Annotated in this window: 13 protein-coding genes; 4 read left to right on the top strand and 9 right to left on the bottom strand. The window is 59.5% G+C overall.

The features are described from left to right. Positions 1-207 precede the first annotated feature (207 nt). Together MD273_RS03605 and MD273_RS03600 are read left to right on the top strand one after the other, a co-directional pair. Positions 208-411 (top strand): DUF3185 family protein, encoded by a 204-nt coding sequence (locus tag MD273_RS03605; RefSeq protein WP_239036402.1) that lies wholly within the window; start codon positions 208-210, stop codon positions 409-411. Positions 412-430: 19 nt separating this feature from the next. Further along, the gene (locus MD273_RS03600) at positions 431-574 is read left to right on the top strand and encodes a DUF3096 domain-containing protein (protein WP_239036401.1); all 144 of its coding nucleotides are present in this window, start codon (positions 431-433) and stop codon (positions 572-574) included. 45 nt (positions 575-619) lie between these two features. Here MD273_RS03600 and MD273_RS03595 read toward each other — a convergent pair whose 3' ends face one another. Then, the gene (locus tag MD273_RS03595; protein WP_239036400.1) at positions 620-2,542 is read right to left on the bottom strand and encodes a CocE/NonD family hydrolase; all 1,923 of its coding nucleotides are present in this window, start codon (positions 2,540-2,542) and stop codon (positions 620-622) included. Between the two features lie 168 nt (positions 2,543-2,710). Between MD273_RS03595 and MD273_RS03590 the strand changes: the two genes are divergently transcribed. Beyond that, positions 2,711-3,457, top strand: coding sequence for a maleate cis-trans isomerase family protein (locus MD273_RS03590; RefSeq protein WP_239036399.1), 747 nt, complete (start codon positions 2,711-2,713; stop codon positions 3,455-3,457). 89 nt (positions 3,458-3,546) lie between these two features. Here the strand turns inward: MD273_RS03590 and MD273_RS03585 are convergent, their stop codons facing one another. The 3 genes from MD273_RS03585 to MD273_RS03575 all read right to left on the bottom strand — a co-directional run bounded on the left by MD273_RS03585 (position 3,547) and on the right by MD273_RS03575 (position 6,516). Continuing rightward, on the bottom strand, positions 3,547-4,851 hold the full coding sequence (locus MD273_RS03585) for an MFS transporter (protein ID WP_239036398.1): 1,305 nt from the start codon (positions 4,849-4,851) through the stop codon (positions 3,547-3,549). A 95-nt stretch (positions 4,852-4,946) separates the two neighbouring features. Next, positions 4,947-5,594, bottom strand: coding sequence for a DsbA family oxidoreductase (locus MD273_RS03580; protein ID WP_239036397.1), 648 nt, complete (start codon positions 5,592-5,594; stop codon positions 4,947-4,949). Positions 5,595-5,652: 58 nt separating this feature from the next. Beyond that, complete coding sequence (locus MD273_RS03575) at positions 5,653-6,516, bottom strand: LysR substrate-binding domain-containing protein (RefSeq protein WP_239036396.1); 864 nt, start codon at positions 6,514-6,516, stop codon at positions 5,653-5,655. A gap of 112 nt (positions 6,517-6,628) precedes the next feature. Here MD273_RS03575 and MD273_RS03570 point away from each other — a divergent pair, with 112 nt between their 5' ends. Next, on the top strand, positions 6,629-7,531 hold the full coding sequence (locus MD273_RS03570) for a DMT family transporter (RefSeq protein WP_239036395.1): 903 nt from the start codon (positions 6,629-6,631) through the stop codon (positions 7,529-7,531). A 24-nt stretch (positions 7,532-7,555) separates the two neighbouring features. Here MD273_RS03570 and MD273_RS03565 read toward each other — a convergent pair whose 3' ends face one another. The 5 genes from MD273_RS03565 to MD273_RS03545 all read right to left on the bottom strand — a co-directional run bounded on the left by MD273_RS03565 (position 7,556) and on the right by MD273_RS03545 (position 12,248). After that, complete coding sequence (locus MD273_RS03565; protein ID WP_239036394.1) at positions 7,556-7,945, bottom strand: DUF2750 domain-containing protein; 390 nt, start codon at positions 7,943-7,945, stop codon at positions 7,556-7,558. A 64-nt stretch (positions 7,946-8,009) separates the two neighbouring features. Next, the gene (locus MD273_RS03560) at positions 8,010-8,468 is read right to left on the bottom strand and encodes a DUF4112 domain-containing protein (RefSeq protein ID WP_239036393.1); all 459 of its coding nucleotides are present in this window, start codon (positions 8,466-8,468) and stop codon (positions 8,010-8,012) included. Between the two features lie 35 nt (positions 8,469-8,503). Beyond that, on the bottom strand, positions 8,504-8,794 hold the full coding sequence (locus MD273_RS03555) for a type VI secretion system PAAR protein (protein WP_239036392.1): 291 nt from the start codon (positions 8,792-8,794) through the stop codon (positions 8,504-8,506). Positions 8,795-9,192: 398 nt separating this feature from the next. Next, positions 9,193-10,101 carry a GGDEF domain-containing protein gene (locus MD273_RS03550; protein ID WP_239036391.1) on the bottom strand — a complete coding sequence of 303 codons (909 nt, stop codon included), beginning with the start codon at positions 10,099-10,101 and terminating at the stop codon, positions 9,193-9,195. 149 nt (positions 10,102-10,250) lie between these two features. Next, positions 10,251-12,248: an alkyl/aryl-sulfatase gene (locus MD273_RS03545; RefSeq protein ID WP_239036390.1), complete on the bottom strand. Its 1,998-nt coding sequence runs from the start codon at positions 12,246-12,248 to the stop codon at positions 10,251-10,253. Positions 12,249-12,255: the final 7 nt, after the last annotated feature.

Raw genomic sequence — 12,255 nt, 5'->3', positions numbered from 1 at the left:
TAGCCCTGCAATTGCAGTTTTATTAATTACAAGGTTAATTCAATTAGAGATAAAAGGCATACGACTTTTCGCAGACAAACGAAGCAGATTTCCCTTCACGGGGCCCAGTGCGCAAGAACCGCACTCTCTCCTTGCCGACCATTCGCTCAGCTGTCACGCTTGCCAGGAAATCGTTAAAACCTGAATCCATTCTCCAGGGAACATTCTATGGGAAGCTCCAAACTGTTCGGCGTCGTCCTGCTCGTTGTGGGCATTGCGCTGTTATATTTCGGTTACCAGTCCACGCAATCCGTAGGAAACCAGCTCACCGAGACTTTAACCGGCCGGTTTACTGACGAGACCATGTGGTACCTGATCGGCGGTGCGGCTGCGACCGCAGCGGGAGCGTTCCTCACCTTTCTGAAAAAATAGCCAGCAAAGGAGGTTAACCATGACCGTGCATCTTGAGCTCGCACCTCTCATCAGCCTCGCCGCAGGCGTTGGCATACTGGTGTTCCCGAAACTGTTGAATTACATCGTGGCCGGTTACCTGATTGCGATGGGCATTCTCGGCCTGTTTGGCCACTCTTTCTGACCGGCGGGGATGGTGCTCCTGGCCCATCCCCGCTCCAGCCCGAAATCACATGGGGGGTTCCAGCACACCCGCCAATACCGGAAGCTGCACTGATCCCTCGACATTAACGAACGGCACTAACGCATCCCTGGACCAGCTCGCAGGGTACTGCGGGTGGAAACCGTAGACCAGAAGGGCGAGTTCATCGCCAGGCGCCAGAGTCTCAGCAATCCCGACCAACTCAATAACCTCCTGATCCTTGAGCCCACGCACCGGCTTGATCTGATCGTCGATGAGTTGCCACCGGCTCTCTCCTCCACCGCGTTTGCCAAGGCCCACGAATACAATCGGATCGCAGCCGGCTGCGTAAGGATCGAGTTCCACCTCACAGGTTGAACGGCCTGCCAGGTCTGACACCGTGAGCCTCGCGGTCGGAATGCCCCCCAATGTTGTCCCGTTTACGCCTGCTTTTCCCAGAATCAGTGCCGTGGGCGGCTGGGTTGCAGTTGCCACGGCTTCGTAACCGGACGCGACGGGCAGTTCGGTCACCACCGGCCGCTCGACCACCTTGGGACCCTGGAGCACCCCGCCCCTGGAGTCCGGTGCGGGGAACTCGTCCATGGGCACCATCGTGGACTGACCGTCAGCCAGGGAGAGACAGACGTTCGAATCGGTGCCGTCAAAGTAACCAGCCAGTGGCTTACCCTGGAGATGATGCTCCAGCCAGTTCAATGTGGCGTCTGAAATCGGGATGTCGCCGCAGGCAAATGCACCCGCCGCACCCTGGAAACCCGGAACTTCCAGCAGTCCTGCGGTCGGATCCGCATATTCAGCCGGCTGCAACTCGTCCGGAGCCTCCACGGGCAGGATATGGCCCGTCTGATGGGTCAGCAAACGAACATCGCCCCCCTGTTCCCTCAGGCACTCAAAGTTTCGCCATGCTTCATTGAAATTGAACAACGTGTCTTTCATGCCCTGGGTCAGCAAGACATCCACTTTGGGGTAAGGCGTTGGCTCAATGTCGAACGCCGGAGGGTTGATCTGGTAATTCAGCAGGTCCGGCGTCTCGGATACCGATACCGGTTCGCCCGTGCAACGATACGCGGGGCTGTGGTAGTAGAAGAAATCGAGACCGGCTTCCGGAAAGCGGTTCAGCGTGGCACCCTGCCCCAGGATCTCGCGAATAATCGGATCGAGGCCGCCATTACCATTCCCGGTTGATCCCGCTTCGCCACCCGTGACCAGCACGAGATCCCACCCTGTCTTGATCACGTTGCCGGGGTTCAGGCTGTAACGCAGGTCGTGCCAGGTAATGTCCGGTACCAGAGCATCAAGCCGCTGGCGTGGATCCTGACCGTGTAACAGGAGTTGGAAACCACCACCGTAGCTGCCGCCAATCGCACCGGCCACAAGGTTGGGATTCAGCTCCTGCGGGAGGGAAGGCTCCTGGCGGTAACGCAGGTACTCCAGGTTTTCCTCAGCCCAATCGAGTATCTGGACCAGATCCCGTCCCTCGAACTCGGGGTCCATCACCCGGACCGTGCCGGAACTCTCACCGAAGCCACGCTGATCGATCGAGATCACCACAAAGCCGGCCTCGCGGTAGTTTTCAAAGCCGTCCGTATTACGGGATCCACCGAACCCATGGCCATGCAGGACCAACGGGTGGCCTTTTCGACAATCAATGCCGCCAATCGGCTCGAGTACCTGAAAAGCGATGGTTTCAACGCTGGCCGACGTCAGCATCACCGGATAACTGCGGCCACCTTCAATGGGCGTTTCGCCAGTGCAGGACACGGGGGGCACCTCGCACAGGGGAGCCTCGTCCCCACCCTGATTGGCACAGGCCTGCTCCGGGGAGACCCGGCTCTGTTGGGCAGCGGGGGCAGAGCTCTCGGACGTTGTTTCGATGCATCCGGCAACAGCCAGAGCAAGCAAGACTGCAATCAGACGGGCGCGGGGCGCCGCGGGGCGCTTCAGGGAAGGCATCTGTTGTTCTCCTTGTTGTATTGGTCAGAAACCAACCGGGAACAACGTGGCGAGGCCGGGTTTTGTTCCAATGTGCCAGCCCAAAGGCCCGAAAAGACAGAATTGACCCCTGACCGGAGAGTCCCGCAAACTGACAGTGAAACCCACCTCTGCGCGGACATTTACACCATGGCAGCAAAGGGCCAGACACCACCTCCAGCGAGACTCGGTTTTCTCTATCCTGGCCATGCCGCCGAGGACGACTATCCCTTGATGGGGGAAATGATTGACCCGCCTGCCCGGGTCCATCTGGTCCACACAGAATTTGTCGAGGACGCCCATACCGTCGAGGCGCTCAGTGAAATGGGCAGTGTCGCGCGCCTGGCCAAAGGCGCGGAGGCCCTTGCCGACTCCGGGGTTGAATCCGTCATGTGGACGTCGACCAGTGCCAGCTTCGTCCTTGGCCTGGATGGAATCCGCCAGCAGATCGATACCCTTGAAAAAATCCTCTGCGTCCCCGCATCCACAACCGCCATGGCGTTTGCCCGGGCGATCACCGCAATCGACGCGCAAAAAGTGGCCATTGCGGCCACCTATCCGGAGGACGTCGCGCAACGATTCCGCCAGTTCCTCAATCACTTCGATATCGACGTGGTCCATCTCTCAAGCCGCGGCATCGTGACCGCTGCCGAAGTCGGCACCCTGGGCAAAGAGGAGGTAATCGATTTCGCCGTGGCCAATACCCGGGAGGACGCGGACGCGTTACTGATTCCCGACACCGCCCTCCACTCAGCCGCCTGGCTGACCGATCTCGAGCAGGCCAGCGGAATGCCGGTGCTGACCGCCAACCAGGTCAGTTTCTGGGAGGCCCTGCGTCTTTGCGGCAAGCTGGCACCACAAGCCGGTTTGGGTCGGCTGTTCGAAGACGTTCCCTGATTTCGTACCCACGAACGCGGACACACCACCTGAGACCCAAAACCAGGAATTCGCGACTGTCCGCTGAAGACCATGCCATACGTGGTCGATCAGCCAGCTTTCCGGGCCTCGGTCGCCGGAACCTTAAGCATCAGCACGAAGCCCACCAACAGGAATACCAGGATTGCGCTCATGCCCCAGCGCTGGCTGTCGGTCAGCGCGGTCACCGCGCCCACCAGCAAGGGGCCGGCGAAAGCCGTGGCCTTGCCGGAAAAGGCAAACAGGCCGAACATCTGGGTCTGCAGGTGAGGCGGAGCCACCCGGGCCAGATGTGACCGGCTGGCCGATTGCAGTGGCCCCACAAAAATACCCAGAATCATGCCCCAGGCCCAGAAAGCGGTCGCACTGTCTACCAGCAATATGGCCAGAGCACTGCTACCCAGCCCCAGCAAGGCCAGCAGAATGGTGTTGCGCCCTCCAAGGGCGTCATCAACCCAGGCAAATCCCAGCGCCCCAAGCCCCGCCGTCACATTCAGCGCAATGGCAAATTGCAGGACTTCCGTGGGCGCCATGTCGAAGGTACCGGCGGCGTAGACGCCCCCGAAGGTGAAGATGGTCGCCAGACCGTCTGTATACAGCATGCGGGCGATCAGGAATCGCACAATGTCCTTGTACTGGCGGACATGAGCGATGGACTCCTTGAGCTGCGCGAATCCGGCGCGGGCGGCTGCTCCCAGTCCCAGGCCGGTAGGCGGGCGATCAGGGGTAAAGATGAACGCTGGCAGTGCGAAGACCAGATACCAGACCGCCACAAGCACGAAGGTCGCGCGGACATGTTCGGCCTGATCCCGGTCCAGATTGAACAGATTGGCGTCGGTCTCGATAAAGCCGTACAGCGCAACCACCAGGCTGGTCACACCGCCCACATACCCCAGCCCCCAGGCCCAGCCCGACCAACGGCCGGTGCGCTCCTGGCTGGCCATATCCGGCAGCATTGCGTTATAGAAAATGAACGCGAACTCGGCCCCCAGGGTGCCCAGGCCCACCCATAGTGCAGCGTTCCAGAACTGGTCCTTTTCCGGTGTAACGGTCCAGAGCATGGCGCAGGACAGCACACACAACAGGGTAAAGCCGATTAACCAGGGTTTGCGGCGCCCTGACTGGTCCGCGATGGCCCCCAGCATTGGCGCCAGTATTGCGATAAACACCCCGGAAATGCCCACGATGTTGCCCCAGGCGTTGGTGCCGGCGACCTCATCCTGCACCACCGAAACACTGAAGTACTGGGCAAAGACAAAGGTAAGAATGATGGTGAAGAAGGCACTGTTGGCCCAGTCATAGAGCGCCCAGGACCAGAGCGCGCGTTTGTCTTCCCGAGCGGCGGGAGGCTGGGCATTGGGCATCTGTGGTGGCATGTTGGGCTCGGCTAGTGATCCATACAAGTGAATTCCGTGGCGTGATTGTGGCCGGTATCAACCAAAATGCCCAGCCCCGCCCGATTAAAGCGGCTTCACCCGGATTCTGCCGCAATTTCCTCGAACGCCCGGATCAGGGCACCCGGCTCCTGGGCACCGGAAATGAGGTACCTGTTATTGATGATGAATGCCGGCACCGCCGAGACGCCCGCCTGCTGGTAGGTCGCTTCGTCTTTCCGCACCACCTCTGCGTACTGGTCAGAATCAAGCACCTCGGCGGCCTTCGCCGGGTCCAGACCCGCAATTTCGGCACAACCAAGCAGAACATCCCGTTCCGAAACGTTGGCGGCCCGGCCGAAATACGCGTCGAACAGTGCCTGTTTCATGGCGGTCTGCCGGCCCTGCTCGCCGGCCCATTTCACCAGTCTGTGGGCATCGAAGGTATTGCAGGTGAATCGCTCCTGCATTTTCTCGAAATTGAGGCCCAGATCCTTCGCAATCGTCATCATCTGATTCTGGGTGGCCCGCATTTCATCCTCGCTGCGCCCATACTTGCGGGCCAATGCCGGCAGGATGGGTTCGCCCGCGCCGCTGTGATCCGGGTTCAGCTCAAACGCATGCCATTGAACGGTGAAATCAAATTTTGGCGCCAACTTTTCCATAGCTCTTTCCAGACGAGCGTAGCCGATGGCACACCAGGGACAGGCGATGTCGGAAACAATGTCGATGTTTATCATGGTCATGGGGGGCTCCCTTTGCCGGATTCCCGAAGATACTGGTTAGCCTAACACGAAGAGACCTCTAGCCCTCCGCGGATAGGTGCTCACGGATCAGCTCGGCCATCTGGCGTGCCGGTTCCGTGGGCCTTCCGGAGGGTCGGTGCAGAGCCATCTCGATGGATTGCAGAGCAGGCAGACCACTGCGCTCGTCCAGCACCCGTAATTGCGGGGTGAGCATGTCCCTGGTCACGGGAACCACCGCCAGCCCGGCCACCACCACCGGCATCAATCCGGTCATGGATTGGCTTGAGTAGGCCAGCCGCCATTGCCGGCCGGCGGCGGCCAAGGCCTGCTCGGCCACCTCCCGGAACACATCCGCCCCCGGAGAATACAGCGCCAGAGGGACAGGATCGGACAGGGAGGGCTGCCTCTCCGCCCCCACTGCCCAGACCAGCGGTTCACGGCGTATGACCTCACCTCCGGGCGAGCGGGACTGGCGCGTCACCACCGCCAGGTCCAGATCACCCGCCTGCACCTGTTGCAAAAGCTCTACACTGGAACCGCAGATAACCTGCAACTGCACCGCCGGGAACAGCTGGTTGAAGTGGGACAAGACCGACGTCAGAAGAAACGCATAATCCTCCGGGATCCCGAGACTCAACTGGCCCGTCACCTGCCGCTGGCGAAGGGCGTCCAGCGCTTCGTTATTGAGAGCCAGCATCTTACGGGCGTAGCCGATCAGCTGTTCACCTTCCCCCGTGAACCGGATACGGCGCCCCTCCCGCTCATGAAGCGAAACATCCAGCAAAGCCTCAAGCCGGTGAAGCTGCATGCTAACGGTCGACTGGGTGTAGGCCAGTCGGTCTGCGGCTGCAGTCACCGTTCCGGTATCGGCAATGGCCACCAGCGTCTGCAGTACGTTCAGGTCCAGAATGCGCTGACGCAAAATATCATTTCCTGTGATGCTATTAATCAAAAATGATTGTTTTTGTGATGTTTTAAGAGTCTATATGCTCGCACTGTCAGATCGCAATGTACCCGGATAAGGAGGACTGCCAGTGACGAGCCTGAGAATGCCAATCACGATGCCCAACACTCTGAGCATCTTCGCTGCTCTCTTCGCAGTCATGCTCTGGGCCAGCGCTCCTTTGCTGGTGGCTACCGCGCACTCCATACCGCCGTTTCAACTTACCACCATTGCATTGATCAGCGGTGCCGTAGCAGTGCTGCCCATGAGCCTTCGGGGCCGCCACCGGCGCCAGTCAGTGAGAATTTCCTGGAAATGGAAACTGGTCATTTTTGGCCTGGTGCCGTTATTGGTCCTTGGGGCCGTGGGCGCCTACCTGATCGGGCTGGGGATGGCCCCGACGGCAGAAGCATCGCTGATCACCTACACCTGGCCGGTGATGTTCATCCTGATCAGCCAGTGGCTTTTCCACCGGCGGATCGCCCTGCCGGTCATTGCCGGTGCACTCATCGCATTCTCGGGCGCGGCTTTGCTGTTGGCACCGGAAGCGTTGAATAACGGTTTTTCCGGCAACATGGCCGGCTATGGTCTGGCCTTACTCGCTGGCGTGTGCTGGGCGCTGTACTCCTGGATCTGTCAGGCCACGCCTGTGGCGATCGCTCCGGCGATGCCCGGCCTGTTTCTTTTGGCGGGGGCCGGTGCGGCGGCTGCGGAGACGGTGTCCGGATCGGCAACGGTACTGCCATCAGGCACGGCCCTGGCTGCCGGCATTGCCCTGGGACTGGGCCCTTATGGTCTGGCCATGGTGGCATGGGATCTGGCTCTCCGGAAAGGCCCAACGGCCCTGGTGGGCAGCCTGGCCTACGCCGTTCCGGTACTGGCGGCATTATTCCTGGTGCTGGCGGGGATTGCCGCACCGGACTGGAGGCTACCCCTGGCCGCTCTGCTTGTGGTGCTCGGCTCGCTGGTGGCCTCAGGGCGCCGGCGCGCCTGAGGCACCGGGCCGGCGCTGCTCTGGCTAGAAGGACGGGCCCGATAACGCTTCTTGCAAGTCGCCCTTCAATTCCCCGGGCGTCGTGATCCAGAGCTCAGCCTGTCCACCGGGGAACACACCGATTTCAAGCCCGTCCCGGCTTAATCCCGGCACCCACTTCTTGAAAAAGTCCGGCAGGGAAATCGCTTTCGGAGACAGATCACCCGCTCCTTTGGCATAGTCTTTGGCAAATTCCGGGCTTGGCCAGACCGGCAGATAAGATACGCACTCTTCTTCCGAAACAATCTTCAGAAAGTGGTTGTCGGCATTGACCAGAATCCAGATCTCTCGCTCCTCAACCACCTCGTCGAGAAAGTAGTCGTAGCGTTCCTCACCATCCATATCGAGGACTTGCGTTAGCGGGTTATCACTCATGAGAGCTCCACTGCGGGTTGGGGTATTAATCGCGGAGTCTACCGTAAACCGGGCTGATGGGCTCTCACAAGATCAGGACCAGGCCACCGATGATCACGGCAAAGAGCAGGGACAAGCCGACCAGCATCCTCCAGGGGAAAGGCTGCGGGGGCGGTTCAACCGCCAACTGCTCTTCTAGGTAGCGTTTCAGCAAGAGCGTATTGCGGGTGTTTGCCTTGTAGATGGCGTCAAAGGCATCTCCCGCCACAGGTAGCAAACCACCCAGAAAATCGATGCCGATGTTACGCAGCATTCGCAGTTTCACCGCGCGACTGGCGCCGACCCGTTGAGCCTCGATCAACACGTAGGCCGATAACACCACGCCCGCCAGATCACCAACGCCTGGCACCAACCCGATGATGGCATCCAGCCCGATCCTGAACCGGGTGAAGGGAATTCCAATGCTGTTGTCAGTGAGGCGACTGAACTTTTCGAGGCGGCGGAGTGTGTCGCGTTGCCGCGCTTCGGTGGACTGTTGCGTCATCACATCTCCGTTGACCAGGATTCATGCACGCATGGCTACGCGCCAACAATCACGCTTCCGCCGCCAATCACGACGCCGCCGCAAGAGATCGCGCCGCCCGTAATGGCGGCCGGTTTGCCGTTGATCATCACTGTCGCAGAGCCGGAGACGATCGCCCGAGGATGCGGAGGGTGCTTGGCTTTCGAATGCGGCGCCAGGGGGTCCCCCACCCGGCCGACAGGTTTTCCGTCGATCAGAACATCCGGAGAGCCGGCGACGACGGGCGTTGGCGGGAAACCTTCATGGTCGGAGCCCAGGTCCCCGAGAAGTACAATAGCTCTGCTCATATCGCATCCTTTGCGTTTGCTTTCATCCTTGCGTGGGCAATTCCTTCCGGAGCATCCCCGCTCCAGTCGGATCGGGTCCGATGGTACCACGAAATTCGATACACGGAATGCCCGCCCCATCACTCAAATGGGGCCGATCCATTCCCGCAAGATTACCCACAAGATCTGTGGATAACTTTGTTGGCAACGGCAGGATACACGGTGTAAACCCCTTAACCATGCGGGCTGGCGCAAAGCGGAGGTAAATTGACCAATATTCACAGGAGCCCAGGTTCGAAATTCTCCACACCCGAGTACGCAACCTGACCGGCCGGAAGCGTATCCCACATGCGGTCTTGAGGGAGAGGTGAAGCCCCGAGCCACGGGTTATGGCTATTCCCGGGCAAAAAGCCTTTCGTTCAAGCCCGGGCCGAAATGACCCGGTTCTTCCCGGCGCGTTTGGCCGTATACAGAGCCCCGTCCGCACGTTTGAGGGCATCCTCGTACGATCGGTCCCCGGGCACCATGCTCGCCACACCAATACTGACGGTTGCTGCGCCGCCCTCCGTGGAAAACTGACCCAGCTGTTCACTGAAGCACTCATGCAACCGGTCGGCAAACTGCACCGCCCGCCTCATATCCGTGTTCGGCAGGGCAATCACGAACTCATCTCCGCCGAACCGGCACGCGGTATCGGTTTTTCTGATCTCCGCGCGACAGATGTCCGCCACCGCCCGGATCATCTCATCGCCGGCATGGTGCCCAAGGCTGTCATTGATCTTCTTCAGGTTGTCCAGATCGAACATCAGAACAGAGGTGGGTATCGCGTGTCGCTCGAATGTTTCGTAGTGCAGGTTCAGATCACGCTCCAGCTTCCTACGGTTAAACAGCCCGGTGAGCTGGTCGGTGTCGCTCAATTCACGCAGCTTGATTTCCAGTTCGTGCCGCTCGGAGATGTTGCTCGCAACCCAGAGAACAACTGGCTCACCGTCCACCCGAAAATCAAGCGACTGAATCCGCCCCTCAAACCAGATCGGCTTGTCAGGCCCCTCATCCGGCAGCCCCTGGACATCCTTATTGCTCAGCTCGTATTCCTCGATCAGCAGTTTGCCGGAGTCGAGCGCCCGTTCAATCAGCTGCATAAACAGGCTGGCCTTCTCAGCTTTTACCAGGTCGGAAATAAACGAACCAACAAGTCCGCTGCCATCATGGTAATAACGGGCATCCCGCCCCCCGAAAACTGCCACGTATTTGCCGCTGCGGGAAATCACAAAGGCCGGGTCCGGCAGCGCGTCCAGCACGGCGGCCAATTGATCGACACTAATCATGGAAACAGTCTGCACTCACCTTGGGGAATCACTGGATCACAGAGGAGACGACTGACCCGATCATCCTGATCGAAATTTTTATGTAGCCTAATTCTACACATATTTCTTTGTTTTCAAATCCGTTTCCCGCTTTTCCGGGCTGTTGGCAATCAGGGGATCACTATGTCGAACCGGCCCTCGGGTTTATCGAGCATGCCAAAAAAGCTGACAAGGTCCAGCCGGCTTCCCTCGAAGCTGATGTCGTCGCTGAACAGCAGCTCTTTTAAACCGGCATTGCCAACCAGAAGGTCCACAAACATCGGTCGCGTCAGAGTCAGCGTGGCATCGGCCTGGCTGTCCCGATCGGTCAGACGGTTGTGCAACACCGAGTTTTCAAGGGTTAGCAGATAGGCTTCACCGAGATCCGGGAAGATGATCTTGATCCTCAGGCTCTTGCCCTCGGCATCCTCCGCATTCAGTCGCACCGCCATACTATCGAAGAAGCGCGATACCGGGGTATTGAGCAATACCTCACGCATCATGGCCGGCTTGAGGCCCTCCTCCGGAGCCCCATGCCGCAGCTCATAGGCGCCTGTCAGATAGAAGTCCCGCCACGGGGCCGATTCCGACTGGTATCCCAGCTGATCGTAAACGTTCGCCAGGAGTTGTTTCGCATCATCATTCTCAGGCTCGGCGAAAACCACCTGGTTCAGTAACTCTGCCAGCCACCGGTAAGTCGTCCGCCCCTCCTGGGCGTCCATCTCAGCCGCCGACTCGAAATCCTGCCGGGTTTTATCAAGCACTTTTTCAGCGCCGCCCATCATCTCGACATACCGTTTCGCCGACTCGACCTCAGGCAACGGGTTAAGCTGAGCCGGGTTAGCGTTGAACCAGCCCATGTAGTATTGGTAGACCGCCTTGGCATTGTGAGAGACCGTGCCGTAATAGCCCTGGTTGTGAAAGCCCTCCCTCAGGGCCGGCGGCAACTGGAGGTTTTCCGCGATCTCTCTCGGTGTGGCCCCCTGGTTCATCATGCGCACGGTCTGGTCGTGGATGAACTTGTAGGTGTCGCGCTGTTTGATCAGGAAATCCTGAATACTCTCCTTTCCCCACAGCGGCCAGTGGTGGCTGCCAAAGTACACCTCCGCCTCCGCAAATCGTGTTCTTGCCTCATCGATGTAAGCGCTCCAGACTCGGGCATCGCGAACCTTTGCGCCACGGAGGGTATACAGGTTGTGCAGGTTGCGGCTGACCAGTTCCGCGCCGCCGAAGGCCTTCTTTTCCGGCAGGTAGAACGTGAACTCGGCGGGCGCCTCTGATCCGGAGACCATCTGGAAAACCATCGGCACTCCGTCCACCACCAGTTCGGTGCCCGTCTCACTGACGAGGTCCGTTGGCTCGGCAAAACCAAAGGTCCCGAAGGCCGGCGCTTTGCCAAGGCCGGTGCCGACATGGCCACGCTCATCACGGTCAAGTCGTTTGCCATACATGAACATGGCCCGCCGGGTCATTGCCGGACCCGCAATGATGTTTTCGCTGGTGGCCTCTTCCTCGAAGCCGACGGGCGCAATAATACGCAGATTGGCCCTCTCTTCCTCAGAGAGGTGCTGAACCACACCTTGTACGCCACCAAAGTGGTCAATGTGGCTGTGGGTAAAGAGGATCGCGCGAACCGGCTTCTCACCCAGGTGCTCCCGGGCAAACAGGAAGGCCTTGCTGGCCGTTTCCCGGGCGGTCAGGGGATCAACCAGGATCCAGCCGGTGTCACTTTCGATAATCGACATATTGGCCAGATCATAGCCACGCACCTGGTAAAGCCCCTCTGTAACCTCGAACAACCCATGAACGTTGTTCAGGGCGGCCTGGCGCCAGAGGCTGGGGTTTACGGAGTCCGGTGCCTGTTCACGGTCAGGATCAACGAAGGCATAGTCCGTCATGTTCCAGACCTCACCGCCGTCACGATGATCGATCACCAACTCCGGTTCCTGGGCAATCAGCCCCCGTCGGGCATTCTCGAAATCATCCCGATTACCGAAAGGCCGCAGCGCCAGTATCTCTTTGTTGATCTTTCCGGTACTGGCCGAAGGGGCGCTATGCCCGGCACTATTGCTGCCTGACGAACCGGGACCGCTACCACACCCCGCAATGGCCAAGGCAGTGACTAGCACCGGAGCG

It is taken from the genome of Marinobacter sp. C7 (genome assembly GCF_022343555.1).
In the GTDB taxonomy this organism is placed as follows: domain Bacteria; phylum Pseudomonadota; class Gammaproteobacteria; order Pseudomonadales; family Oleiphilaceae; genus Marinobacter.
Note: the sequence above shows the minus strand (reverse complement) of the source record. Positions and strands in the feature narration are given on the sequence as shown.

Coding starts and splice junctions, on each gene's coding strand:
- MD273_RS03605 (WP_239036402.1), top strand. CDS start 208: ATGGGAAGCTCCAAACTGTTCGGCGTCGTCCTGCTCGTTGTGGGCATT.
- MD273_RS03600 (WP_239036401.1), top strand. CDS start 431: ATGACCGTGCATCTTGAGCTCGCACCTCTCATCAGCCTCGCCGCAGGC.
- MD273_RS03595 (WP_239036400.1), bottom strand. CDS start 2,542: ATGCCTTCCCTGAAGCGCCCCGCGGCGCCCCGCGCCCGTCTGATTGCA.
- MD273_RS03590 (WP_239036399.1), top strand. CDS start 2,711: ATGGCAGCAAAGGGCCAGACACCACCTCCAGCGAGACTCGGTTTTCTC.
- MD273_RS03585 (WP_239036398.1), bottom strand. CDS start 4,851: ATGCCACCACAGATGCCCAATGCCCAGCCTCCCGCCGCTCGGGAAGAC.
- MD273_RS03580 (WP_239036397.1), bottom strand. CDS start 5,594: ATGACCATGATAAACATCGACATTGTTTCCGACATCGCCTGTCCCTGG.
- MD273_RS03565 (WP_239036394.1), bottom strand. CDS start 7,945: ATGAGTGATAACCCGCTAACGCAAGTCCTCGATATGGATGGTGAGGAA.
- MD273_RS03560 (WP_239036393.1), bottom strand. CDS start 8,468: ATGACGCAACAGTCCACCGAAGCGCGGCAACGCGACACACTCCGCCGC.
- MD273_RS03555 (WP_239036392.1), bottom strand. CDS start 8,794: ATGAGCAGAGCTATTGTACTTCTCGGGGACCTGGGCTCCGACCATGAA.
- MD273_RS03550 (WP_239036391.1), bottom strand. CDS start 10,101: ATGATTAGTGTCGATCAATTGGCCGCCGTGCTGGACGCGCTGCCGGAC.